Origin of the sequence: Leptospira selangorensis, from assembly GCF_004769405.1 — a bacterium.
GTDB lineage: Bacteria > Spirochaetota > Leptospiria > Leptospirales > Leptospiraceae > Leptospira_B > Leptospira_B selangorensis.
The window spans coordinates 103786-130202 of record NZ_RQES01000016.1; the positions used below are offsets into that span (position 1 = coordinate 103786).

Below are 26417 nucleotides of genomic sequence, written 5' to 3' on the forward strand. Positions count from 1 at the left end.
TCCGATATTTAATTTCTTAGGCGGTTAAGGATCTAATAGAAGTTTAAAAACCAAGGGACCAGTCCCAAGATAAAAACTCCCTCTCCAAGAATCCTATACTTTTGAGAATCTTGGAATCTATCTGCGTAACGCAGGATTCCACCCGGAACTGCACAGATCAGAGCGATCACCAAAGAGGCCGAAACCGAGGTGCCCGGCGCCCATTTCCGTATTCCGCCGGCCAATACTAAGGCAGCCAGAAATCCGAGCAAGGACAATCGTAATACCCATTCCTTAGCAAGCTTGGGAGAAAGAACTCCTAATAGATAAACTTGGCCTTCCTTAGCGTCTAACTCTGCTTCCATGAGAGAGTTCATTACTAAATTTAGAACGGTGCCTAAAAAGAATAAGAAAAGAAGAAGGGGAACTGTCCAAGAACGAAACCCAACAACCAATAGAGGGCCGAACCAGACACCTAAAGTATAGATCAATGCTACTGAGAATTCTTTTCCGAAACGTATCTTTCCCCAACGGGCGATCCCTAGATGAAGAATAGCCAAAGCTGATAATAATACTCCGCCTAATAAAACGATCTCTCTTAATAATAAGAATGCGAGAACTGCGGAAATGATTGCCGCAATTGTGCAGAGTATTGTCAAAACTTTGGAATGATCGTAGTGGAATTTGTGACGCGGATTGATGGAATCTTCCCCCACCTTTTTTCCATCTAATAAATGATCTAAGGTGTAGATGACCCAAACGCTTAGGGAAAGAAGAAACCACCAAACTGTTTTCATCTTGGCGCCCGTCACTACTGCAGCCAAGGCTCCGGAACCTAAAACGCCAAGGCATACATCCAAGCTAAGGACGTGAGCGTAAAACCAAAGTTTGTTTTCTAAAACGTTTCGCATACGATCTCTATTACGACTGATTTCCGCGAATAGATTAGTTTGATTCGAATTATTTTACTGCTTTCGCGGATATGTTATCGATTCCTTCCGATCTAAATTGGGAATGCAAGGATTTTATGAAAATGGATTTAATTTGTCCTGAGTCATCTATGTTTTTTAAAGGGAGATGGACCACCAAATCGATATTAGATTGGCCAAAAGAAACATAACGAAATGAAATTTTGGATTCATTATAACCATTTTTTCCATAGATCTCTGTTAAGGAAAAATTTGCGGCCTGTTTCAAAATAGATTCCAACTTTTCCAGATTTCCTTCTTTAGGAATACTGATCTCTAACTCGGTCCAAAGTCCCGTGTTTGTAAGGCTATAATTCGTATAAGTAGTCTTGGACATTTTCGCATTCGGAATTATGATCGTGCTTCCATTTCTTTTTTTGAGAGAAGTGGTTCTCCAGTTGATATCTTCTACCAGACCTTCTTCTCCTGTTTCCAAAGAAATATAATCTCCTACGGCTACTTTTTTACCGAGCAAAACTCCAAGTCCCGCAAACAAATTGGAAAGAGTTTCTTGCAAACCTAATGCGAATGCAAGACCTCCCACCCCTAATGCAGTCAAAGCAGGAGTAACGGAGATACCCAGAGTTTGTAATGCGACTAAACCTCCAGTGAGTAAAATCAGAATTCTAACTATATTGTTTAATATAGATGCGGAGGGCAGAAGTCCTTCTGCCTTTGAAGAATATAAAGTAAAAGCACCCGAACCAACTCTTGCGAAGGAAAATGTGAATACCAAGATGCCGAATACTTTTAGATAAAGAGAAATTTTTTCTTCCGAGGAAGTATCTAATTTTAAGAACCGAAGAGCAGTATATAATCCAAAAATAAAAAAGGAAAATCTAACTAAGGAGAGAAGTGCCGTGTAAAGAGGATGTTTGGTATCTAACTTATCTTTTGTGAGAGTTTTTGCAAGTCTCGGAACTATGAACCCACCGAAAAGATAGCCCAAAAGAATTCCGGAAATAACCGAAATTGCTCCTAGTAACCAATTAGAACCTAAAACCGAGTCCATCCAAATCATTCTCCTAAATTAAGAGGAAGTATTTTATAGAAAAGAAAAAATGGAAGTGCCGAATTATGTGGCAAACCGAGGGCAAATCTAAAGGGAGATAAAATTGGATTTTGTAATGACAAACTAGAGAGATTTCAGAGACTCCTATCCCCATGCAAGAGGGAGTCGGAAAAAATCAAATTTTAGAAGTTCCCCTGACGGACACTATGTCCGCATACTCTAGACAATTTCCGGAAGAAGGCGGAAATCTTTCCGAATGGATGGACGAGATCCATACAAGAGGTATCCAAGAGGTAGTTTTTTGGGGAACTAAATCGGAAGCAAGCGGTTGGAAGAATAGCCAAGTATTCAAAGACTTGGTGAAAAAACTCCAAGAGGATAAGATTCGTCTTTCTACGATGGACGGTGCAAAGTTCCGTTCTTCTCCTGACTCTGCGCGAAAATTAGATCGTTTTCTTAGATCTCATTTAGGTTCCGTACTTGTTTGTTATTCCGAAAACGAATCTAATGAATTCGTAAAATTGATGCAGGAGATCCTTTCCGGCAAAAAAGAAGAACCTACCAAAGTATATACACCATATTCGCCTAATATAATATCTGAAAAACCTAAAAAAGAAAAACAAGAGCCTCCTAAAAATCATGGAGAAGATTTTAAAGCGTCTAGGATCACTATTCGAGTTAAACTTCTTGCAATCGTTTCTGCGATTGTAGTGGTAAGTATGGGTCTTGTGATCGGACTCGCAACAAGTCTTTTCCGGAATTATACAGTATCATTGATCCAAGAGTATAACCTGAGTTTGGCGAGATTAACCGGACTACAAGTAGGTCTTAGGATCAAAGAACTTTCTAATAAGTCATCCGAGTTTTCGGATAAAAGAGATATTCGTCCTTCTAAAGGTTCCGATTCTAAAAAAACTTCTCCCCCTGCTTATATCTCCGGATTTTTTTCCACTCATCCTAAAATTCTCGCTTGGGGAAAATACGAACAGGGAGAATCTGCACTTGTTTTTAATCCAAGGTTCATCCGAGATCTTAGGAAAGAAGAAGATGAGATCCGCGGTTTATGGTCTTCCATCCCCAAAGAGGAAAAGGAAAAATATTTCGCTTCCGAATTCGAATCCACTCGATTGGAAAATATTAGCTCTAAATTCGGATTCCCTACTGTACTTTTTATAGAAAAGGATAAATCCGGAAAAGGACATGGCTTCTTCTTAATTTCTCCTCAAGATCTTTGGGAAGCCGCCCGGTCCGCTTTACAAACTGAATTATTTGCAATTTGGGTAGTAGACTCAAAAGGAAGATTAATCGCTCATACGGAAGAATCAGAAACGGTTTCTGCTAAAGATTATTCTAAAAATCCTCTAGTCCAATTTTTATTAAGAAGTCCCGCAGACAACGGTTCTCAAACTTCTATCTTTGAAGGAAAAGAAACCCTAGGATCTTTCCAGCAATTAGAAGATGGAAACCTCGCAGTTGTGTCTTCCATTGAAGCGGACAAAGCTTTCGAAGCAGTTTATAGGATCAGAAGGCAGAATTTTTATATCCTGATCTCAGTCTTGAGTCTCGCATTCTTAGTGGTATTCCTATTCTCCAGAACTTTAACGGTTCCACTTATCAATCTATTGAGTGCCACAAGACAGATTGAAAGAGGGAATTATAAAGTAGGGATCAAACCTGTAACCAGGGATGAGGTTGGAGTTCTAACAAACTCATTCCTTAAGATGGCTCATGGATTAGAAGAAAGAGAGAAGATCAAAGATACTTTCGGAAAATTCGTGAACAAGGAAATCGCAGAACGCGCACTTGCAGGAGATATGCCTTTAGGCGGCGTCACCAAAGATGTAACAGTATTCTTCTCTGATTTAAGAAACTTCACTGGGATGTCGGAAAAATTAAAACCGAGTGAGGTGGTTGATTTCCTAAATGCATACTTCACCGAAATGGTGGAATGTATTTATCTCACAGAAGGCATTGTGGATAAGTTCATCGGAGACGCGATCATGGCTCACTGGGGCGCATTGTACACGGATGAGAATGATGCAAGGAATGCGATCAACTCCGCACTTCTGATGAGAAGCGCCTTATTCGAATTCAATCGTATTGGGAATGAGATTGGAAGGCCTCTCGCAAGATTCGGATGTGGAATTAATACGGGACCTGTGGTAGTAGGTCAGATCGGTTCCGAGAAAAAACTCGAGTTCACAGTTATTGGAGACGCAGTCAATCTTGCTTCTCGTATAGAATATTTAACGAAAGAATTCGGAACGGATATATTGGTTTCGGAAACATCTTATGAAAAAGTAAAAGATCATTATAAATTCGAAGAACTTCCTCCTGTTTGGATCCGAGGAAAAGAAAAACCGCAAAAACTTTATGCAGTATTAGGTTGGTTAGAAGATCCTGATTGCCCTAAAAATATACAAGAGCTACGCAAAGTTTGCGGAATACCTGAACCTGATTCTCCTTCTAAGGCTATAGCGGAATAAGATATGGATTGGAGAATATACAAAAGAGAATGGCAGGTTGGTATAGGCTGCTTTATCGTACTCTTTCTATCTTTGTATCTTCTATATTTCGAATCCAAATCAAACGGTGGAGTCGGAAAAGAGATCATGGGAACCGTCTCCTTCCGATACAAAACCGCACAAAGAAAATTTCCGGATAGAATGTTATGGGAAGATCTAGACCAAGGAATGCCTGTTTACGATAGGGATTCTATCCGAACGGACGAAGCATCTGAAGCAGTAGTATTTTTAAAATCAGGAACTCGGATAGAATTAGATCCTCAGTCCATGGTAGTTCTCCAGCTAAAAGAGAATAAAGAAAATTTGGATCTGAACGAAGGGAATATCCTAGTAGAGAGCGGAAAAAAAGTACTCTCTGTAATCGCAGGAACGGTAGGTTTAGAAGCTGAATTAGGTTCTAAATTCCAAGTTACCAAAAACGGAAGCGGCACCAGAGTAGATGTAGAAAGAGGACAGGTAGAATGGTCCGAAGATGGAACAGTTAAACAAACACTAGGTGAAAAAGAAAGTTCTCTGAATGGGAATAAACTAGGCCAAAGTTGGAACCTAGTAAGTCCTGAAGATTCGCATCGATATTTCCCGGCAGAACTAGAGCAGACTGTCGAATTCCGTTGGGAAGGTGGAGAAGAAGGTATATTAGAAATTTCTCCTAGACGAGACTTCTCCGTTTATATTTCTAAACGGCCTTCCAAAGAACCTTATTATAAACAAAAATTTCCGGAAGGGATCTACTTTTGGAGAATTAACTCCAAGGATGGAAAAAAAGTATCCGAAGTAAGAAAGTTCAGAGTTCTTCCTAATTTCCCCGTCGAATTACATTATCCTAAAAAAGATCTTTCTCAAGAAGATAGGACTGTCGCCTTCTCCTGGGCAAAACAAAAGATAGCAAGCGGCTATAAATTACAGATCTCTAACGATCCTAATTTTGGAAATTTGTCCGAGACACAAGTATTCCGTACGAATTTTTCTCTTACACTGGATCCTGGAACTTATTATTGGAGAGTGCAGTCTTATACAAATCTTGCCGGAACGGAAACATTCTCTGAAGTGCGTAAATTTTCCATCTCTCTTCCGGTGATCCAGGTTGCAGAAACTAAACAGGGCAATCTTGCGGTTCCAGAAACGCAGGCAAATTCCGAACTTTCCGTAGATTTTCCGAAAAACGGCACTTTGGTGGATATGACAGGCAAAGAAAGTATCTCTTTCCGCTGGAAATTTTCCGCCAAACAGAAACAAAGCGAATGGAAATTTCGTCTTTTTTATAAGAGAGGCTCAGGCGACGAGCTAATCTATGAAAAAAAGACAAAAGGTGACAGGTTGGTATTCAAAGATTTGGAAAAACTGGATGTAGGAACATTTCGGTGGACCATAGAATCGGATACTGACCCTAACCTAAGATCAGAAGCGGATTTCAAAATATTACTTAGGGAAGAATTGGAAGCCCCGGAAACAAAATCCAGCGGCGCCCGCCCTTAAGGAGAAGGCATGTTCTTGTTCCGCGGAAAAACTTTCGCTATTGTATTTCAGTTTATTCTAATATTCTTTTCCGTATTCTCGGGAGTTTTTGCCGAGAAAAAAAGTTTCGTATATTATATAGAATGGAAAGAAGTAAAAGGAAGCCGCGGTTATGTGGTGGAAGTCCGAAAAACGGAACCTCCTCAAGAATTATTTTTAGAAAAAAAAGTCTCCGAGAACGAGATCGAATTTTCTCTAGAAGCAGGAACTTATGAATATAGGATCGCCGCGCTAAACAGATTCGGAAAACCTTCTTCTTATACTCCTTGGACAAATTTTAAAGTAGAACAGGACCGTCCTAAGGCGGTTGCCTTAGCTGAAAAAGAAGAGGCAAGTAAAGGGATTAAAACTTCTAAGTTTGTTTGGATCCCAGGAACTGGATATTATTCAAAAGGTGAACGTTGGAAGTCCTACAGTATCTGGGCCTGGTTCGGAGTACTTGCTTATCTAGGAAATTCTGAAAGAGAGTCGGGGAATATTCTCGCCTCAAAACCGTTAAACGATCCGATGAATATTGCGGTCTTAAGTTTAAATCTACCTTCTTCATTAACTCTTTATCTTTGGCAGGCAAGGGAAAATGATAAGAAAGAATATGAAATGCATCAGAATAACCAGGTTCTTATCGGAGGAATTGCTATTTTAAGTATCGGGCTTTCTCTTTGGTTGGAAAATAAACTCCCACAAGGAGATACTGTTCAGTTCAAGGTGAGTCCTGATAGAAGCGGAAATCTAAATACTTTTGCAAATACCGGATTTTCTCAGAATAGATGGGAAGTCCAATATACAAGGAGCTTCTAATCTATGGCTCTTCGAATTTATTCTTTGGTCCTTCTTCTTTCCGGGCTTTTTAGCGCTGCTTGTTCCAAACCGTTCCCTGGTGGTGATGAACTTATTCTTTTAGGGCTCCTAGGAAAAACACATTATCTGTTTGTTACTACTTCTACCAATAACGGCGCTTTAGGAGGAGTTTCAGGCGCGGATTTGATTTGCCAAAATGCAAAAACTGCAGAGGTTCCTAGTTTGCCTGGTTCCTCTTTGGAATATGTGGCGTTAATCGCTTCTTCTACTCGAGTTCCGGGAGGGGCAGGCTGGCCTTTATTTGCTAATACGAATTATTATGCGATGAATCCGGGCCAGGCCTTAATCTTTCATACGAATGGTTCCGGGATTCCAGTGGACCCTATGGATAGTGGGACAGGAATTCCCGGATCTGGAAACTATTGGACGGGTATCAGTTCAAGTTTCGGAGTTAGTACTGATACTTGTCTAAACTGGGGAAGCTCTTCTCCGTCAGATTTTGGAGAAGAGGGTGCTCCGGGGAATCCAAGCGCGTACCCCGGTGGATTTACTCAAAGCTTCTCAGATGATTGCAGTCAGCTTAAAAGATTACTCTGCGTTAGAAATTAACTCTCAACGATACCGGCACGGATCGCATAGACTACCAGGTCTGCCACCTTGTGTAAGTCCAACTTTTTCATGATATTAGCTCTATGCACCTTTACGGTTGCAGGTGAGATATGAAGAAGTTTTCCGATCTTCTCGTTAGAGTTCCCCTCGGAGATCAATTTTAAGATCTGTCTTTCTCTGTCGGAAAGTACTGAGAATACGGAAGGACCTTCTTCCTGAAGTTCTCCCGTCTTTTTCTTTCCGATTCCGGAAAGAACTCTGGTTGCGATCCTTGGGCTTAGATAAGTTTCTTTTCTGCGGACTGCATCGATTGCTCTAAGTAGATCCTCGCCAGCGTCATCTTTTAGAACGTAACCATTGATCCCAAGATCCACCAGTTTTTGGATATACTCTTCGTTATCATGTCTGGATAGAATGATCACCTGAACTTTAGGATAATATCTTTTAACTCCCTTGACTAGGTCGATGCCGCTGACTCCAGGCATGGAGATATCAGTGATTAGAATATCGGGCTCTAATTTGCCGATCTCGTCTAGCGCCTGTTCGGCGTTCCCGTTTTCGCCGATGATTTCCAGATCGTTTTGTCCGGAAATGATCAGTCTAAGACCTTCTCTTAAGATTGCGTGGTCGTCTACAAGATAGAGTTTGCAAACGGAGGGTTGGGCGTTCATACTTTCTCCTTGGAACGTTTTTTTAACGGGATCCTAAGCACATATTGAGTACCTTTATTAGGTTCCGTTTCTAAAAAAAGAGTACCGTTCAGGTCCTCGGTTCTTCTCCGAATATTTTCCAATCCGTATCCGGTAGATTTTATTCTGGCTTCTTTTTCTTTAAATCCTTTTCCGTTATCTTTTGCAGAAACTACTAGAGTATCTTTTTCCGAAAAGATCTTTAACTCCACTTTATTTGCTTGGGAATGTTTCAGAATGTTTGCACAAATTTCCTGTAATATTCTGAAAACTTGGTTCTGTATTTCCTGAGGAATTTTTTCGGGAACTCTAAACTCGGATTTCACTTTAATTTTTTGTATCGGAAAAATTTGGTTCGCTAAGGAGCTTAAAGCGGCTTCCAGCCCAAGTTCTTTTAAGGAAGAAGGTTGCAAATTTGTGTAAATTTCGCGGAGTTCTTGGCTAGCTCGATCGATAAGTCCAAGGCCTGAGCCGAAAGATTCAGGATGTTCCTTCTCCGATTTTTGATAAGCTTGAAAATGTAATTTTGCTGCTAGTATAAGTTGCCCGACTCCATCATGAAGTTCTCTTGCGAGTCTGGATCTTTCTTCTTCTTGGGAGGCGAGTACTTGTGTGTGAAGAGTCGCGATCTTCTTCTCTAACTTTTTGTTCTCTGTGATATCTTTTAAGATCATCCCCAGGCTATCTTTGAATTTAAAGATGGAATATCCGTAAGACTTTTTTCCTTTTTTGAATTCCTGGTTTTGTAATTTTGTTTTAAGAGCCTTGTGAAGGTTTTCTCTTAGGTTTGCTTCTTCCTTTGAATCTAATTTTAATAGATTGAATAGGTTTTTACCTGCCGGGCTTGCAAATCTCAGCCTGAATTCCTTTTTAAAAGATGCGTTTGCAAATCGAACCGTATTGTTTTCGTCCAAGGCAACGATAGGGGAGATCTCCTCTACCAAGGATAGGAATTTAGAGGCCTGCTCCTTACCGGAGTATGAGCCTGATTGTTTGGTATCTTTTCGTTTGAGGAGTCCTGAAGCCACTTAAAGTTCAGGATATAGTCCGGCTTATGGCTCGAAAAGGAAAAAAACCCCTCCCCTCGGCCGAATGAGGGAAGGGGGAGGTTGCTTTTACTCTTTCAGGAGTCCCAAATTAGGGCGTAGCCGGAAACACTTCCGAAGTATTCGGAGTTCGGAACCAATCCGTATTGGTGGTTCCAAGAGATTCATACCAAGTTTTGAAAGTAGGATAGGAGTTACGTATGTCAGTAGCTTCGTAAGGCCATTGGAAGTTTCCAGGTACAAGAAGTACCCAAGGGAAACCGGTGGAATCTCTATAGATATCCTTACCTTCCGCATCGAAATACTTACCTGCAGCATGTATATCCTTACCGGTATTGAGCACTCGTATGAACGTATCATAAGGAGCAGGCCCTAATGCCAGTTTGGAAATCGGAGCTGAAAGGATTACTTCCAGTTTCGCTGTTTTACCTTTTACGAAAGCAGTATCCGTTTTAGATGCGTTCGATTTGGAAATAGTAGTAGAACTATTCCCTAAAATTTCCAAATCAGAGATCGATGTAGGAGTTCCACTTAAGTTTTCTTCCAAGGTGGTTCCGTCGGCTGCGTAGCGTAGAAGTGAATAACTTGCTACACTTGCCCCAGGCAATCCGAAACGGAGAGTGTGATTGTAACCGGCCCCCTTAGCGACATGAGTGAAATAACCTCTCACTCTTACAACTTCTCCGGCTTTGTTCAGGTCTTCTTCGAAATAAGAACGGATCACATAGTCGTTGAAGTCCGCATCTCCCTGTTTAGGAAATAAATCTTCATACGATGTTGTGTAATAATCTTCAGCAGGAACTCGGATCGAACTCGCTCTCGATGGATCATTCGGGAATACATCTTCGAAATCTTGTACACCGTCTCCATCCGTATCGATGATCTGTTGTACTGTAGCAGTAAATCCTATGGAGATCCTACGATCGACTTTACTTACTGTTACGATAGAAATATCCGCTTCGTAAAATTTACCGTAAGCCTCTACCGAGAGATGGACCGTTTTAGTATCACCATCAATTGTAAAACTACCGGTAACTTCTCCGCTTTGATTTGTGTAAGCTTTAAAAACGGATTTATTACTAGCGGCGCCTGGTACGGCAGAAGGTACAGTAACTTGCACCATAGAACCGTTCACCGGAGCAACAGGATCTATTACTTGAACGTTTACAGTGATTGTGCGCGTAGTATCGAATACAAAATCAACAGGAGCGGTCTCGTCATTGATATCGATTCCGAAATCAGTAGGACCGGAAGGAGCCTGCACCGCAGTGGACCCTGCTACAAGACTCATCAACCAAGCGTAGTTCGGATCGTTGGAAGAAGCGCAGGACGAGAAAAAGATACTGAGAGAGGCTAAAAAGCAGGTTAGGATTTTTTTTGTCATATATGCACCCGTACGGATGTCATGATTATGCCGATATCCCCTCAATAAGCAATACACCCGAAGGTTTAGATTACTAGAACCTTCGGCTAATACTATTTTTGATACTTTGTTCGAAAGAAATCTCTAATTGCCGGAGTACCGGCGAATTAAAGTGTAGCTTGGAAACTTTCTAAAGCTTTGGTCCGGAAAGAATGGAAGTCTCCGGAAGAGAAAAATTTACAATGTTTCAGTACTTCGTCGGGGATCTCGGAGAACTTAGCTTCTTCGTTATTGATCTTGATCATCATATCTCCTAAATAAATAGGGAAGATGATCTCCTTATATTGTTCATCCGCTAATTGAGGTCTATGATGGTATTCCATAGTTTTGGAATATAACTCAGGGAAATTCCATTTTTCTGCGATTAGCGCACCGATCTTAGTATGAGTAATACCGAATGCGGCTTCTTCCATAGAAAGAGAAGAAGCGATTTCTTTGGATGCAGAATAATTCTGGATCTTGCCCATACGCTCTTGTTCTAAGGATAGAAGAATAATCTCTCCGATATCATGTAGGAGTGCCGCCGACATCAGGTTACTCATTGCATCCTTTGGCATTCCTAATTTTTGAGCGATCAATTTGCAGTAGTACGCGCATTGATTGGATTTTTCCCAGATCGTTAAGAATGCAGGGAATTTGTTCTCTAAGATCTGTTTAGTTCCGAGAGAATATAATAAAACCTGTAACTCTTTCAAACCGATGAGCTGGATCGCTCTATCCAAAGATTCTACTTTGTTTCCTCTACGGAAAGCTGCCGAGTTGGATAATTTCAGAATGTTTGCAGCAAGAGCCACGTCCTTCTTCACCATCTCAGCGATCTGACCGATACTTGAATTCGGTTTGTCGATAGCAGTTTGGATATCTTGGATCGCTTTAGGGAATGTAGGAAGCTGGTCTACTTCCTTGATGATCTCTTCCGCTTTTTGGATCTGAACATTCTCTTTTTGGATACGAATCGGAATATCGATGATAACTGAGGTATTATTGCCTTGGCTTTCCACTTTATAGGAACTTGCACCTAGACCGTCGTTTTTTAACATCATAAGGGTCATTATGAGTCCGAGACCTGCGCCTTCTGTTTCGTCACCTTTTTCCAGAAAAGCTTCCGCAAGATCGTTATATGTTTTTGCCTTTTCGATCCTTTCGTTGATACGATCCACTTCTTCCGGGCTGAGTTTTACATTATTCATCACACGGATACGGATGGCGTCTTTATTGTGAATAAAAGAAACTAGGACAACATAGTTGTTTTTAAAGAGAAGATCTTCATACTTCTCCTTATTATCCAAATAAGTTTGTTTAAAACCTGTGATCTTGCTACGATACACACTCGGATTTTGGATATCCGCCTGAAGTTCTCTAAAATAGATCCTTTTAATATTTGCTTTGATCGTGTTAGTTATGGTTTCTTTCATCGCCGCGAGAACGGAATCCCTGACGAATATGATATCTAAATGTAAAAGATAACGATCCAATGTTTTAGAGAGAATACTATCCACACTCTCGGTAAGATTGAAAAATTTAAAATGGAACGGGATGTTTTCCGAAATAGGATGATTCAGGTCCTTCAGATTACTGAATATACCTTGGTCTTTGTGATGGAAAAGTTCTAGGGTTTTCCCTTGGCTCATATCATGTAACTCTGAAAAACGTTAGTGGTCTCTGTCAAGAATTAGCGTAACTTATAAATGAAAAATAAGATTCTGCTAAGCGAATTATACGGATCAAACTTTGAAAAAATAACCAATAGAAATATTTATCTTACAATTCTTGTCAGAAATAAATTTCCAAAAACGTCAATAGAAAATAATCCTTTTGGACTAATCTATCACTTGTTCAGGTAGGAAAATTTTTATCATAACGGGTAGAATAAAAAGCGACTTGGGTCCAGGAAGGGGGTATTTTCTCTAAAAGTTACGGAATGATCATTCAATAAAAAGGTTGCACCAAAATCCTAAATTTGATGAAATTATACCCTGGTTCTCTACCAGTCCGGATTTCCGGAAGAATGTTAGAACTTTAGGAGACCCCTCATGTCCAGCACAGCTACACAACCGGCGAGCTCAGTCTCTCCCGCTTCCAGCGGAACAGCTTCTTTTCCCGCTGCGAACCCTAAGGAGATGCAAAGAGTATTCGATGTCCAAAAACGTCATTTTCATAAGGTTCTGAAAGTATCCAAAGCCAAGGATCGAGTCGTATTATTGAAAAAATTACTGGCTGCAGTCGAAAGACTTACGCCGGAAATCAAACAGGCTTTACAAAAAGACTTTAGAAAAGCTCCTCACGAAACGGACCTAACTGAAGTTATGCCTTCTATCGCTGAATTAAAAGACGCGATCAGGCATGTAAAAACTTGGATGAAACCGGAAAGAGTAAAAACTCCAATTTCACTTTTCGGAGCAAGAAGTTCCATTTCTTACGAACCTAAGGGAGTGACTCTGATCATTTCTCCTTGGAACTATCCATTCTATCTTGCTATCGCACCATTAACTGCAGCGCTTGCGGCAGGAAACACTGCGATCATTAAACCTTCTGAGTTTACACCTGAAACTTCTAAACTACTTACTAAGTTAGTAAAAGAAACTTTCCAAGAAGGAGAAGTTGCGGTATTTGAAGGAGATCATACTGTTTCTACGGCTCTAATGGAGTTACCATTCGATCATATCTTCTTCACAGGAAGTACTCATGTAGGAAAGATCGTAATGGCAGCCGCTGCCAAAAATCTTTCTACGGTTACCTTGGAGTTAGGTGGAAAATCTCCTGCCATCATCGTACCTGGAGCGAACCTGAAAAAGGCAGCTCAGAAATTGGTATGGGGAAAGATCATGAATGCGGGGCAAACTTGTGTTGCGCCTGACTATCTACTTCTACCAGAAGGAGAAACTGAAGAGTTCGTAAAACAAGCGAAGGCTGCAGTAAAATCTTTCTACGGAGAAAGTTCTGCTGATATCAAGAGTAATAAAGACTTCTGCCGTTTAGTAAACCAAAGAAACTTCCAAAGGGTTTCCGGATACATTCACGAGGCAGTTGAAAAAGGTGGAAAAGTGGTGATGGGAGGAGAAACAGATTCTTCTCAAAACTATATTGAGCCTACATTGATCGCTAATGTTCCGGAAAGTGCAAGGATCATGGAAGACGAGATCTTCGGACCGGTTCTTCCGATCTTAACGTATAAAAACCTGGATGAAGCAGTGGAAAAAGTTCTCTCTAAACCGAAACCACTCGCACTCTACGTGTTCGGAAGTAATAACAAACATATCAACAAAGTTCTAAAGGAAACATCTTCCGGAGGAGCTGCGGTAAATGACGTTATCGTACACTTGGCGAACCCGAATCTACCATTCGGAGGGATCAATCACTCCGGACACGGAAGTTACCATGGCTGGTATGGATTCAGAACATTCTCTCATGAGAAGTCAGTATTCAAACAAGCTCCGTTCTCTTCGATTGAAATGTTATACCCACCTTACACTGGTTTTGTGGATAAAATGCTTCAATTCACCAAGAAGTTCTTCGTATAAAAACATCTTCTACTTTCTTCGATTTGAAAGCCCTCTTCGGAGGGCTTTTTTATTTGGGGCGGTTCCTCACTTCGTTCGGACTGGGCTACTACGGGTTCGCGCATTCGCGCTCATCCGGCAAGCCGGACTTACGCCCTGCGTATCCCTACCGCAAATAGAATATAATTTAAATCAATCTGCTGTGAAATTATTAAATGAATTTGAAATTGGCTGCCAATATTTTTGCCAAATTTTAATATAAGGAAAGAATAATATTATTATTCAAGCATATCCTTTAAAGCAATTTCGCCGCGTAACATTTTTAGGAAAGTTGATTGCCCACCGCTTCCTGGAGCGAAATTGCGAATCGTAAAATCATCGTCGGTCAATTCAATGTGATTGAAGTGCTTTTTAAATGATTTGGACGAAGGAATCATTCCAAATTTATCTTTGACTTCTTTCGGGTAGACATCTTCACGCAAATATATCATAAAAGCTTTGAAAGCATTAGACTTTGGAAGCAAATTTCCTGATTTGGATATAGAATCCCAGGAATTTGGCCAAGTGCTTTTTATAGCCGAAAAATAATTAAATAATATCTCAGCGATATCTAATTCCTTATTTTCAATGAAGAGATTTCTGAAAGGAACTTTCTTTAGGTCCTCTGTTGTGACTAATGATAACTTTTTGCGTCGTAGAAGATCATTTCTATCTTTTGCAGGATCTAATGAGATGAATTTAACTAAGGATTCTACGAACGAAGCTTGTGTTAATGGTTCATATTTTCTACCAGGTGTAGCTGTTCCTAATCTTTTGATTCGATGAAAGAGTGGGCTTCTTTCGTCTAAATCTAGAACTACGGCAACATTATGACAAGTTTTATGTGGACTCCTTGTTTTTGCTAATTCGGTTAAATCATAAACTAAACTTCTATTTACCTTTGTCTGTGCTAAATTAACTGTTGCAAAGATGTTGGCTTGTTCAGAAACGTCTGCTCCGATGAAGATTGATAAATTGATATCAAAATCTAAATCTTGAAAATCTAACGAATACTGATTATCTTCATTTAAGAATGCAGCAATTCTGTGCTGACCATCGATTACTTTAGCTATCTTATTTAAACTAATTGCATCTTCGGAAGTATCGGAATCGGGTGTATATGGTTTTAATCTTAAAAGACCTCGATTGGCGGTTTGCTCTTCAAATTCAGCACATTTTTCGTCGATTGCAACGATGACTGAAGTGGGAAAGGTCGCGTCCTTACTTCTAATATAACTTTTAATATCTTTTATTCTTTTCTTACTTATTGGTCTTTGAATTCCTAAGTATTTTTCGATATCTCTTTCTTCTTCAGCCAGTCTCCTGACATCAGCGTATGAAATCTTTACAAGATCAGCAGCTTTTATTGAAGTAATAAAAAAATCTCCAATAGGCTGATGAACTTTTAATACCTCTAATTCGATTATTGGAGATGACATTAATTGTTACCCTGCTGTTGATCAAGTCTCTTGCTAAAATCCTCACTAAAGTGACTTTCTTCTAGTCTATTTGCTTCTATGAAATTACCAGTATCTATAATGCCATCTAGTATAGATAGATAAAAGCAAAATAATGAATAAAAGAATAAATACCAACCTAGTTTGGTTACAATCAGAAAATAAAGTGTGTTTTTGAATGCATCAGGATTGTTTTTTAGAACAGCAAATCCACCCATAGTGAACAATAGAAGGAGAATAGCTAAAAATGTAGTCCACATATATCCAGGATATATTGTTCGTATCGTGGATTTAAATTTTTGATAATATGATGTATCGAATTCTTGCTGATGATATCTTTCGTAAACAATATACATTACCGGCGACACAAACGTAGCTATATAAATATATATTTCTGAAAAGGAAAAGAAATGATTTGTTTTGGAAATTAGATGATCGACAAAAGAGAGCTTTGGATTATTCGGAATTGGTGAAAAGATAATAGCAGCAAGTATTGGAGAAAGGTTAAGCAAAGTTAAGATGAGAAATTTAGGAATTGCGACTTTATGCGTTTTCCATCTGAAATAAATTAGTGATTGAATGATTGGTATTTTATTTGCCAACCCTAATAACATTTTATTGCGACCTCTTCATAATAGCCACGTGCGGATGCGTTTGCTGCAATGCGGCTTGGTCGAATGATTTTGATTTGTTCGCCAAAGCCTTTGTAAAGCTCTTTGATAGACGGATGGAATGCATTCGTAATAAGTGCTTTTGCGCCTCTCTTAACGGCTGATTGCAAATCTTCTTTTAATCTTAATTGATCTTCCCAGGAAAATAAGCTTTCATTATATTTAATAAATCCGTTATTATTATGTTTCACTGTGTAAGGTGGATCAGCAAAGATGAAGTCTCCGTATTTTGCGTCTTTAATTACTTTAGAAAAATCATTCGAAAATAACTTTGCTTTTCGCAATGTATTGGAAACTTTCTCAAAATCATCATTCCCTAATATAACACTTGATCTAGTTCCGATCGGCACATTGAAACTTCCTTTGGCATTTACGCGATATAGCCCATTCCAGCATGTCCTATTTAAGTAAATGAATTTCGCAGCCATAGCTGAACGACTCACGTATTCTCTATCGCGAATAGTATAATAATATTCCTTTGAATGGTTTCTTTGATGTTTTTGCAGATTTTTCAGAACACTTTTCCAATCTTCTTTTATTGAGATGTATGTATTTATTAGATCCGTATTTGAATCATTGAGAATCGCTCTAGCTGGGCTTAAAAAAAAGAAAACAGCTCCACTTCCGACAAACGGCTCTATTAATCTTTTATATTCTGTTTTAAATAAATGAGGATATTTTTCAATAAGCCATCTTTTTCCACCTGCCCACTTAAGAAATGGTTGTGATGTTTGGGTTTCCTTTTCCAAGTACATTCTTTTCCGATAATAGGATACTGTTATCTATAGTCAATACCTAATAGTTTGGCACTGCACGGAAAATTAGTATTTTATCAATTCTGCATAACGTTTAACTTGCAAATTTATTATCGGTAATTTATGGAATTCTGATTCTGTTTTCATAGTGCAGGGGAAGTGGAGAATTTTTTCCTTTTCGATGTATCAAAAAAGTATAAAACTCGCGAACTACAAATTACGACTAAATTTGTAGGAGCTCCTACATTATCACACGAGAAGAATATTCTTGACTGAGGGAAGATAACCGCGGCAGCGATGCGCAGGGGAAGTCCGAAGGACCGAAGCGAAAGCGTAGCCCGTAGAAGCGCGACCCGAGCTTAGCGAGGGAGCCGCCCTAAAACTCCTAATCCCTCTAAGAACTTATCCGTATATTTCCAAGGTCTTTTTTTGCCGAAATCGAACATGATACAGTGGGAGATGGATTCGCAGGAAACTTTGCCGTCGGATTTTCGAATTAATTTTTGGAACACCTTACATCTAGAGCCGGAGATCTCGCCGAATTGAGTTTCTATCAAAGCGGTATCCGGGTAACGAATTTCAGCCTTATAATCCGTTTCTCCTCTTAGGATCATCGGGCCTATGTTTTCGGATTTCATTTGAGAGAAAGAAAGACCTGCTTCTTCCAAGGCAACCATTCTCCCTTCATGAAGAAATACTTGGAAGTTCCCAACATTCAAATGGCCATTCGGGTCACATTGGCTCCATAAGACAGGGATTTCGTAAAAGAATGATTTAGAGATTTGCATATACTTCTCCTCTTCTTCCAAGCTGAAGATCTCGAAAATTTGGAAAAGGGAAAATTATAGTTTTATATCAAATTATTTATTGGTTGGAAAAACAAAGTATAGGATTAGAAATTATTCCAGCCAAGATATAAATAAGAAATCCCTAACAGAATACAAACGGGTGAATAGATTAGATAATCGTATTTTGCAAATTTAGTATTTTTGATTTTTTTAAAATAGCCTACCAATCTAAAATCTCCGACGGCCCTTCCTAAAAAGATGAATGCGATTAAGAGAGAGAATACTGCACTTGTTTTGTTTGGAGAAAAAATATTTCCGGAAGACCAAAGTGCTACTGCGCCGAACCCAAAGAGTGCAAATGCGACAAGTAAGGTCAATCCTCTGCTTGGAACAAATGTTGGTTTGCCGTTTGTTTCCGGAATTACTGTGATAGATTCCAATTTTCCGCCGAATGCCCAGAAGATATGTAATGCGGATAAAAAGAATAGAACGGAAGCTGTGATTAAACCTAAGATCTTTTCCATTCATATAGGTTTAAGTAAAACTTTGGATTTGTCCAGCAATCTTATGATTCGGATTCGAGTGAGAAGGTTTTAATCCCCGAAAAAATATAAATATCCTATTTTGAATCCGCGATCTATATTTGAATCCGTTCTTGTTTGAAGCATCAAAGAAAAAGTAAGGAATCCGTTTGGATTTGTGGGATATTGGATCCCGGGCGCGATCACAAAGAAATCCGAATAAGGTGTAATCGTATTCGATACAGTAGTTCTATGGCTGAACTCTAAAAGTAAATTTGTTTTAGAGGGTAGGCTGTAAGAAAGAGTAAGCCCAGTATATAAGAATCTTTTAAAATTCTCTTCTGCGGTCTCTTTTCCGGAAGAATTTGTTTCGGATTCGAAATTTGCAGTTCCTTGGATAGAGAATGCGCCGAATCTTTTTAATCCTCCAAAATATGCCCGTATCAAAAATAAATCCGGATTTACGTCCGCTTCTCTTGGCTGAGAAACGGAAGGTCCGAAAAATTGGACACCGCCCCCAAACGATGCAAAATCCGTTTTTATATAATATTTAGCTCCGACCGCCCATCTATCCCAACCGCTCCAAATTTTTCTGGTAGTGGAATAATGATCTAAATATCCATAACTTGCCGTGACCGAAAATTGATCCGTAAGTTTCATTTCTCCGGATGCGGAGATCTTTTTATCTCTTTCGTAGCCATCTTCCTGTCTGGGAGTTCTATCCGTGGCTGTTCCGGCAACATATACTTTATTATATACTGCCAATTCCTGGTTGAGGTTGGGATGAACGGGCCTTTCTTCATTTTCCGGTGCGGGCAATAAAGGAATTATAAAAGATGAATATACGAAAATACAGGCTATAAAACTTTTTCTTTTCATTTTTATCGCCTTATTCGTTCAGATACATAATGGGAAAGAACGGTTGTAGTTGCTCTCTGACCGCTTTGGAGAGAATATAATATCCGTTTTTATTGGGATGATTACCGTCGGTCAACATATCATCTTGGATCAGCAATTCTGTATCTATTCTTGGGACAAATGTGATCCTTTTTTTCATTTCTGCGGTGATCATCGCAACAGCAAGTGTGGGCCAGGGAAATTTAATATTCCAAAGATTTAATGCGACTACATGTTCGCATCTTGTAAGAAGTATCTGTATACCTTGGATCTGCCTGTTTAGGGTAGCGTCTACCTGGCCTTGAGTTGGAGAATAATTCTCTAAAAAGTCGTTAATTCCTCCTTCATACAGGCAAGCGTTATAACGATTGTTGTCATTTTGTATGGAAGATAGAATTCGGTTAGTATCTACGCCTGGAAAAGCAAACTTAATCACGTTGAAATCGGAAAGTTGTTCTTCTACAGGCCAGGAAGCTACGATGCTGTCCCCGTACATTGCCAAAGAAGGTTTTGAAAGATAAGAGATTAATTTTTCAGTATCGGAAGACGGATCTTTATCACAGTTGGTAAGAGGAAATATTAGGAGCAGAAGTAAGGCCCGGTTTAAGTTTACAAATAAACTCTTCCCTAGGCCTTTTGACTTCTGCATGAATACATTCTTTTTAAAAAGAATGTTTCGTTTAAACTAATTTTTTAGCAGCTCCGATCGCAGCTTCGTAATTTGGCTCACTCGCGATTTCCGGAACTAACTCCACATATTGAACAGTATCATTCTTATCTAAAACAAAAACTGCTCTTGCGGAAAGACCTTGTAAACCTCCGTCCGCGATATGAGTTCCGTACGCTTTTGAAAAGGAGAAGTCCCTGAATTGAGAAAGTGTGATTAGATTCGGAGAATCCAATCCTTCCATAGTGCAAAAACGATTCATTGCAAAGGGAAGATCTCCGGAGACAACCACGGTTACGATCCCATCTAACTTAGTTGCTCTTTCATGGAATTTTTTGGTTTCCATTGCGCATACGGACGTATCTAAACTTGGGACCGAAACTAAGATTTTCACTTTTCCGTTATAATCTTTGAGAGACTTGGTGCTTAAGTCTTTTGCTGTCCCGTGAAAGTCGGGAGCCTTTGCACCTACTTCTAATAATTTTCCTTCGAGTTGAACTGGGTTACCTTTAAGAGTGACGCTTGCCATTTTTGTTTCCTTGGGAAGGGATGATATGTCGGAAGCGGATTTGAGCAACGATAAAAAGTTCTTGCAAATTTTTATCCGTAAATTGTGAATATCTTAAGCGGTTTATCCGTCATTTTCTACGTAATGAATAAATTAGGTCTACAGTCTAACCAAAACCTTTGGGTCGTCCTCTGGATGGTGGTAGTGGTCACGCTACCCTGGTTAGGCTTTACGCCCTAAGGTTTTTTCGTAGGCAGCAATCCTCGAAAAGCCCCTCTCGGCGTAAAGCCGAGGGGGGCTTTTTTTATTTCTACACTGTGTGAGGCAAAAATGGAAACGATTACTGAAAAAAACAAGGCCTGGCTTAGAGAAGATAAGGTTCCTGAGAATGGAGCCGAACTGATCGTTGCTTATTTAAAAAGAAGAAGGATCCATAATGTATATGGGATCCCTGGCGGCGCCAATCTGCCATTATACGATGCGCTTCATAATAGTGGAATACGTCATATTCTAGCAAGACATGAACAGGGTGGAGGATTTATGGCTCAAGGAGAAGCCAGAGTCACTAAAAAACCTGCAGTTTGTCTGGCTTCCTCCGGTCCAGGAGTTACAAATCTGATTACCGCAGTTGCGGATGCAAAATCGGATTCTATACCGTTAGTCGCAATTACCGGCCAAGTGCCTTTATCTCTCATTGGAACGGATGCTTTCCAAGAGATAGATACTTACGGATTATCTTTACCTATTACTAAAAAAACTTATATGGTTCGCTCCGTATCGGAACTTATTCGCGTTTTGCCGGAAGCATTTCAAATCGCAGAAGGCCCGAGGCCCGGCCCAGTTTGGATAGATGTTCCTAAGGATATACAGGCTTCTCCAATTTCACTTTCTATGTCCCAGATAGAATCTATTTGGAGTTCTCAGGAAGAAACGAATTCTCCTAAGATCTTTATATCTGAAGCGGATAAACTTAGATTTTATTCTTTATTAGAAAATTCTAAAAAGCCCGTTTTGTATATAGGCGGGGGAGTTAAAGGTTCAGGCTCGGAGGATCTGATCTTACAATTGGCAGAGTCACAAGACATTCCGGTAGTTTGTACTTTGATGGGTTTGGATTCTTTTTCCCAAACTCATGAATTGTCTTTGGGAATGCTTGGAATGCATGGCGCTCCTTATACGAATCGATTATTGTCGGAATCGGATCTTCTTTTGGCGCTTGGAGTTCGTTTTGATGATAGGGCTACGGGAAAATTAGAAACATTCTGCCCGAATGCAAAAGTGATCCATGTGGACATTGATTATAAGGAAATCGGAAAATTAAGAAAACCTGATTTTGGATTTTGTTCCGATCTGAAATACTTTTTAGAAAATATGGGAGAATTTCCGATTCATAAAAGAGAAGAATGGAAAGAACAGATCCGTTCTTATAAAAAATTATATCCTTTAAATTCGGTTACTGCATCTAAAGGTTTTTCTCCTCAGGACATTATTTTATCCGTTGCAAAAATTTTGGGGCCGAATGCAAGGATTAGTACTGATGTAGGCCAACACCAGATGTGGGTGGCTCAATATTATCCATTCCAAAAAAGCGGGACTTTTTTGACTTCTGGAGGATTGGGCACTATGGGTTTTGGTCTGCCTGCAGCGATTGGAGCATCGCTTGCAGATCCTAATTCCAAGATCGTTTGTTTTTCCGGAGATGGATCTATACTGATGAATATCCAGGAACTGGATACTTTGAGTGAGTTACAATCGGATCTTAAAATTATAATATTCGATAATAGAAATCTGGGACTGGTTCGCCAACAGCAGAATCTATTTTATGGAAGTAGATATAATGGGAGCGCTTATCCTTCTCATTCTAAGTTTTCTAAGATCGCAAATGCTTTCGGGATTTCTAGTTTAGATCTGGGAGAAGAAGGCAGAAGTTTAGAAGATCTGGAAACTTTTCTGAAAGAGAAGGGGCCAGGACTGATCGTTGTTCCGATTGATCAGGATCTTCAGGTTCTTCCGATGGTTCCTCCCGGAAAAAGTAATTTGGAGATGCTCTTAGGTTGAAAAATTCCGTTCACAAACGGTTTTATTTACAAAATGATTTTTCGGCCGAATTTTCGGTCGGGAAATCAGGGGCTTCCTTATTTTCGTCCGTTCCTTCTATCTTTACTTTTAATATTTCTTGGTGGCCCTCCCGGGCCTAATTATACCTTAATATTCCTTTTTTCTAATGTATTGCAGGGCCCTTCTGGCCCAATATTAAGGAGACTACTATGTCCATAGAAATACAAAATATCAGAAAAGAAACAAATTCACTTTTTCCAAGGCCTATCTTGAGACCTTTTCCCCTAAAGGAAGAAGACGTTTTGGAATATTTTCAAAAACTAATGGAGGAAACCGAAATAGCGGTCCTATTCGAAAGTTTAGGACCTGAATCGGATAATTCCAGATATAGTTTTATTTCGGGTTTTCCAAAGAGGTTATTCAAGGCAAAGGGAGACAAATTGGAATGTGACGGAAATGAGATCGGTAAAGGAAATCCATACCAGTTATTCTCCGAAATTTTTCCTCCTAGAAAATCTTTCTTAGAATATACCGAGGCGGGGGGAGGCGGCCTATACGGGTACCTTTCTTATGAGGCTGCAAATGATATGGAGCCAAGTCTACAACTGAAAGAACATCCTAAATTTCCTAAGTTCTGTTTCGCTTGGATGGAAGATGGTATCCTTTTGGACAGAAGAACAGGTGAGTCCAAATACTTTCATTACGGAACGGATAGATATTCCTTGTTTGAGGAAATTTACAAAAAGAAAACTCCTGATAAAGGAATATTCCGATCCCTAGATTTTGGTTTTTCTAAAACGAAAGAAGAACATAGATCCATGGTGGATGAGGTTTTAGAAGAGATCCGAAACGGAAATACATTCCAATGCCAGGTAGGTTTTAGAAAAACATTTTTAATAGGAGAAGGTGAGACTGCCTTAGCCAGAAAAAAAGGAGATTTCGAATTATATAAATCGGTCCGAAAAATAAATCCTTCTCCGTTTATGTTTTTCATGAGTTTCCCGGGAGAAGTGCATTTAGGTGCAAGTCCCGAACTTTTATTTAGATTAAAAGACGGACTCGCTGAAAGTTTTCCATTAGCAGGAACCATCCGAAGAGGAACAAACGAAGAAGAAGATCAAAAGTTTGCACTTCAACTTCTATCGGACCCGAAAGAGATCGCAGAACATAATATGCTTGTGGATCTACATCGAAACGATCTGGGAAGAGTTTCCAAATTCGGAACCGTAAAGGTGAGAGATTCTTTTGCTCTTAAAAGGTTCAGTCATGTACAGCATCTATCTACTGAGGTTTCAGGTATTCTCCGGGCAGGCCAGGATATGTTTTCAGGATTAGCCTCTTCTTTTCCGACAGGGACGTTAAGCGGTGCTCCTAAAATAGAATCCATGAAGATCATTCATAGGATTGAAAATGATCCGAGAGGACCTTATGGAGGTGCTGTAGGAAGATTCGGCTTTGACGGAAATTGTTCCTTCTGTATTCCAATCCGAAGTTATTTCAGAAAAGAAGAAGAAGCAGTGATTCGAGCCTCCGGAGGTATCGTTATGGATTCGGATCCGGACGCGGAATACCAGGAGATCGGTCATAAATTAGGAGCAGTTTTGAAAGCGATGGAGGCAGCTCAATGAAAGTACTATTAGTAGATCATCATGATTCTTTTTCTTATAACCTATTCCAACTCGTAGGAGAAATATTGGAAGAAGAGTTTCCTTATAGATTTAGATTGGATGTGATCCGTCAGAACGAAACGGATATTTCCAAAATTTTGAAGGAAAAATACGATAGAATTTTACTTTCTCCTGGGCCTGGAACTCCGGAGGATCCCGAATATTTTGGCTGTTCTATGGAAATCCTAAAACAGTTGGGAGGAGAAATCCCGATCTTAGGAGTTTGTCTTGGAATGCAAGGGATAGCTCATTTTGCAGGAGCAAATATTATAAAAGCAGAATATCCTATGCACGGTAAAATTTCCGAGATTAAAACGGACGGAAAGGGAGTTTTCCAAGATCTTCCTTCCGATCTAAAGGTAATGAGGTATCATTCTTTGGTGGTAGATGAAAATTCTCTCGGAAAAGAATGGGAAAGAACTGCTTATGCAGGTTCGGAACCTATGGGGATCCGCAATCAAGGGAAAAAAATGGAAGGTGTTCAATTTCATCCAGAGTCTTTCGCGACCGAAGGAGGAAGGAAAATGCTTTCTAATTTTCTAATATAAATCAGGAAGCCAGGGAGGAAGGAAGGACTTTTAAAAATTCCTGGATCCTTTCTCCCAAATCTTCTATCCGGAAAGGTTTTCCTAGATAGTCATCCATTCCAGCTTCTGCGCAAGCTTTCCTATCTTCGGTACTGTCATGGGCGGTAACTGCTATGATCCAAGGGACTTTTCTGGTGCTAGGTTTTTTCTTTAAGATCCTTGCTACTTCGAGTCCGCTCAACTCTGGCATTTGTATATCTAAAAGAAGAAGATCCAGATCATTCTCTTCCCAATATGCTAATGCATCTATTCCGTTGGAAACGACAGCACTACTTAATCCTAATTTTTCCAACATCTTTTGGATCAATCTTTGGTTAACAAGATTATCTTCTGCTATAAGGATTTTCAGATCTTTATGTTCGGAGAAATCGAAATTAATCCGATTTTTAGATTCAGCGATTTTAACTTTTTCGACGAGATTCGCTTTTGGAAGAGTTAATTCTAAAACAAATTTAGAACCTTTACCTACTTCACTTTCTACGGATATATTCCAATCCAATGCCTCACAGACCCGTTTGCAGATAGAAAGTCCTAAACCTGTTCCGCCATATTTTCTAGAAATAGAAATATCGGCTTGAGAAAATGCCTCGAATAAGGTTGGGATACGATGTGCTTCTATACCTATGCCTGTATCTTTTACATTCAAAGAAAGAGTGATCTCTGTTTCACTTTCCTTTAATATATCCAACTCTACAGTGACTCCACCTTTTTCGGTGAACTTAAGCGCGTTAGAAACTAAATTAGAAAGAATTTGTCTGACTCGGATAGAGTCAGATTTTACATCAATATTTTCTCTCGCAGGGGGAAGAATCGTTTTGAATGCTAATCCTTTCTTGAAGGCTTTGTCGGATGCCTCTTCTGCGTATCTTTCTAAAAGAGAGATTAAATCGAATTCTTTAAAACTAAAATGTAATGAGCCTGATTCTGCTTTACTAAAATCGATTACATCATTGATCAATCGGATCAGATGTTCCGAACTTTCAGTTAAGGAATCCAGATATTCCTTTTGAAGCTCTGGATTGTTCGTTTGGTGTAATAGATCCACCATTCCTAGAATACCATGTACTGGAGTTCTAAGTTCGTGGTTCATATTGATGAAGAATTGTTCTTTAGCTTTTTGTAATTCTAAAGCTACAGACTGTAATTGGATCAATGACTGGGATTTCGCATCCAATTCCATAAAAGAAACTACAGATGTTGCCAATGCTTCTAATGCTTGTATCTCTGCTTCGGTTATAGTTTTAGGTTGAGAATCTAATACGCATAAAGTACCTAAAACATAACCATCAGGAGTTCTTAAAGGAGCACCTGCATAAAATCTAATATTCGGATCGTTGAGTACAAAAGGATTTTGTTGGAATCTTGGATCTTTTTGAGCGTCTTCTACGACCAAGGTTTTGTTTTCATAGAGTGCGAATTGGCAAAAAGATTCTCTCCGGGGAGTTTCCTGGTCCTTTATACCCATTCTGGCCTTGAACCATTGCCTTTCTGAATCGATCAGTGAAACCAAGGCCATGGGTGTCCCACAAATTAGGGATGCTGCTTTTATGATTCCGTCGTATTTTTCCTCGGGCGGTGTATCGAGAATTCTATAACGTTTTAATGCTTGTACCCTTTCTTTTTCGTTTTCAGGGAGGGGAGCGACGCTATAAGGAAGATTTTCCATAATGAAATGTAGTATTATTTGAGACTAAAAAATAATGGGCCATATTCTCCTTTTAGAAAGCAAAAACACAAG

The 26417-nt window shown here is 39.5% G+C and carries 23 protein-coding genes; 8 read left to right on the plus strand and 15 right to left on the minus strand.

Going from position 1 to position 26417, the window contains the following annotated elements; translation table 11 throughout:
• Positions 1-32: 32 nt before the first annotated feature.
• Together EHO58_RS10970 and EHO58_RS10975 are read right to left on the minus strand one after the other, a co-directional pair.
• A complete protein-coding gene (locus tag EHO58_RS10970; protein ID WP_135679938.1) occupies positions 33-890 on the minus strand; it encodes an LA_0991 family prenyltransferase-like protein in 858 nt (285 codons plus the stop codon).
• A gap of 49 nt (positions 891-939) precedes the next feature.
• On the minus strand, positions 940-1959 hold the full coding sequence (locus tag EHO58_RS10975) for a mechanosensitive ion channel family protein (protein WP_135680151.1): 1020 nt from the start codon (positions 1957-1959) through the stop codon (positions 940-942).
• Positions 1960-2111: 152 nt separating this feature from the next.
• Here EHO58_RS10975 and EHO58_RS10980 point away from each other — a divergent pair, with 152 nt between their 5' ends.
• Genes EHO58_RS10980 through EHO58_RS10995 form a run of 4 tightly spaced genes read left to right on the plus strand, consistent with a single transcriptional unit; the run spans position 2112 to position 7406 of the window.
• On the plus strand, positions 2112-4445 hold the full coding sequence (locus tag EHO58_RS10980; RefSeq protein WP_135679939.1) for an adenylate/guanylate cyclase domain-containing protein: 2334 nt from the start codon (positions 2112-2114) through the stop codon (positions 4443-4445).
• A gap of 3 nt (positions 4446-4448) precedes the next feature.
• Positions 4449-5960, plus strand: a complete 1512-nt coding sequence (locus EHO58_RS10985; protein ID WP_135679940.1) for a FecR family protein — start codon at positions 4449-4451, stop codon at positions 5958-5960.
• Between the two features lie 9 nt (positions 5961-5969).
• A complete protein-coding gene (locus tag EHO58_RS10990; protein ID WP_135629121.1) occupies positions 5970-6797 on the plus strand; it encodes a fibronectin type III domain-containing protein in 828 nt (275 codons plus the stop codon).
• Positions 6798-6800: 3 nt separating this feature from the next.
• Entirely contained in the window at positions 6801-7406 is a 606-nt protein-coding gene (locus EHO58_RS10995) for a DUF1554 domain-containing protein (RefSeq protein ID WP_135679941.1), read from the plus strand.
• Here EHO58_RS10995 and EHO58_RS11000 read toward each other — a convergent pair.
• From EHO58_RS11000 to EHO58_RS11015, 4 genes are all read right to left on the minus strand, one after another.
• On the minus strand, positions 7403-8077 hold the full coding sequence (locus EHO58_RS11000) for a response regulator (RefSeq protein WP_100724404.1): 675 nt from the start codon (positions 8075-8077) through the stop codon (positions 7403-7405). The two genes, EHO58_RS10995 and EHO58_RS11000, sit on opposite strands and share 4 nt — an antisense overlap.
• Positions 8074-9123 (minus strand): sensor histidine kinase, encoded by a 1050-nt coding sequence (locus tag EHO58_RS11005; protein WP_135679942.1) that lies wholly within the window; start codon positions 9121-9123, stop codon positions 8074-8076. The genes EHO58_RS11000 and EHO58_RS11005 overlap by 4 nt, the downstream gene beginning before the upstream one ends.
• A gap of 109 nt (positions 9124-9232) precedes the next feature.
• Positions 9233-10525 carry an LruC domain-containing protein gene (locus tag EHO58_RS11010; RefSeq protein WP_135679943.1) on the minus strand — a complete coding sequence of 431 codons (1293 nt, stop codon included), beginning with the start codon at positions 10523-10525 and terminating at the stop codon, positions 9233-9235.
• A 146-nt stretch (positions 10526-10671) separates the two neighbouring features.
• Positions 10672-12195, minus strand: coding sequence for an HDOD domain-containing protein (locus tag EHO58_RS11015; protein WP_135679944.1), 1524 nt, complete (start codon positions 12193-12195; stop codon positions 10672-10674).
• 402 nt (positions 12196-12597) lie between these two features.
• On the opposite strand from EHO58_RS11015, the gene EHO58_RS11020 reads away from it, so the two are divergent.
• Positions 12598-14085 carry an aldehyde dehydrogenase family protein gene (locus EHO58_RS11020; protein ID WP_135679945.1) on the plus strand — a complete coding sequence of 496 codons (1488 nt, stop codon included), beginning with the start codon at positions 12598-12600 and terminating at the stop codon, positions 14083-14085.
• Positions 14086-14342: 257 nt separating this feature from the next.
• Here the strand turns inward: EHO58_RS11020 and EHO58_RS11025 are convergent, their stop codons facing one another.
• From EHO58_RS11025 to tpx, 8 genes are all read right to left on the minus strand, one after another.
• Positions 14343-15542: a DGQHR domain-containing protein gene (locus EHO58_RS11025; RefSeq protein ID WP_135679946.1), complete on the minus strand. Its 1200-nt coding sequence runs from the start codon at positions 15540-15542 to the stop codon at positions 14343-14345.
• Positions 15542-16174 (minus strand): hypothetical protein, encoded by a 633-nt coding sequence (locus EHO58_RS11030; RefSeq protein ID WP_135679947.1) that lies wholly within the window; start codon positions 16172-16174, stop codon positions 15542-15544. The genes EHO58_RS11025 and EHO58_RS11030 overlap by 1 nt, the downstream gene beginning before the upstream one ends.
• On the minus strand, positions 16165-16980 hold the full coding sequence (locus EHO58_RS11035; RefSeq protein ID WP_244241138.1) for a DNA adenine methylase: 816 nt from the start codon (positions 16978-16980) through the stop codon (positions 16165-16167). Before EHO58_RS11035 ends, EHO58_RS11030 begins: the two co-directional genes overlap by 10 nt.
• Before the next feature lie 365 nt (positions 16981-17345).
• Positions 17346-17774 carry an acyl-CoA thioesterase gene (locus tag EHO58_RS11040; protein ID WP_135679949.1) on the minus strand — a complete coding sequence of 143 codons (429 nt, stop codon included), beginning with the start codon at positions 17772-17774 and terminating at the stop codon, positions 17346-17348.
• 104 nt (positions 17775-17878) lie between these two features.
• Complete coding sequence (locus EHO58_RS11045) at positions 17879-18298, minus strand: DUF3995 domain-containing protein (RefSeq protein ID WP_135679950.1); 420 nt, start codon at positions 18296-18298, stop codon at positions 17879-17881.
• A 69-nt stretch (positions 18299-18367) separates the two neighbouring features.
• Positions 18368-19174 carry a hypothetical protein gene (locus EHO58_RS11050; RefSeq protein ID WP_135679951.1) on the minus strand — a complete coding sequence of 269 codons (807 nt, stop codon included), beginning with the start codon at positions 19172-19174 and terminating at the stop codon, positions 18368-18370.
• Positions 19175-19184: 10 nt separating this feature from the next.
• Positions 19185-19841: an SGNH/GDSL hydrolase family protein gene (locus tag EHO58_RS11055; RefSeq protein ID WP_135679952.1), complete on the minus strand. Its 657-nt coding sequence runs from the start codon at positions 19839-19841 to the stop codon at positions 19185-19187.
• A gap of 31 nt (positions 19842-19872) precedes the next feature.
• Positions 19873-20388 carry a thiol peroxidase gene (gene tpx, locus EHO58_RS11060; RefSeq protein ID WP_100724413.1) on the minus strand — a complete coding sequence of 172 codons (516 nt, stop codon included), beginning with the start codon at positions 20386-20388 and terminating at the stop codon, positions 19873-19875.
• Between the two features lie 309 nt (positions 20389-20697).
• On the opposite strand from tpx, the gene ilvB reads away from it, so the two are divergent.
• The 3 genes from ilvB to EHO58_RS11075 all read left to right on the plus strand — a co-directional run bounded on the left by ilvB (position 20698) and on the right by EHO58_RS11075 (position 24640).
• Entirely contained in the window at positions 20698-22425 is a 1728-nt protein-coding gene (gene ilvB, locus EHO58_RS11065) for a biosynthetic-type acetolactate synthase large subunit (protein ID WP_135679953.1), read from the plus strand.
• A gap of 209 nt (positions 22426-22634) precedes the next feature.
• A complete protein-coding gene (locus EHO58_RS11070; protein ID WP_135679954.1) occupies positions 22635-24053 on the plus strand; it encodes an anthranilate synthase component I family protein in 1419 nt (472 codons plus the stop codon).
• Positions 24050-24640 carry an anthranilate synthase component II gene (locus tag EHO58_RS11075; RefSeq protein ID WP_135679955.1) on the plus strand — a complete coding sequence of 197 codons (591 nt, stop codon included), beginning with the start codon at positions 24050-24052 and terminating at the stop codon, positions 24638-24640. Before EHO58_RS11070 ends, EHO58_RS11075 begins: the two co-directional genes overlap by 4 nt.
• A gap of 1 nt (position 24641) precedes the next feature.
• On the opposite strand, the gene EHO58_RS11080 is transcribed toward EHO58_RS11075, so the two are convergent.
• Positions 24642-26345 carry a hybrid sensor histidine kinase/response regulator gene (locus tag EHO58_RS11080; protein WP_135679956.1) on the minus strand — a complete coding sequence of 568 codons (1704 nt, stop codon included), beginning with the start codon at positions 26343-26345 and terminating at the stop codon, positions 24642-24644.
• Positions 26346-26417: the final 72 nt, after the last annotated feature.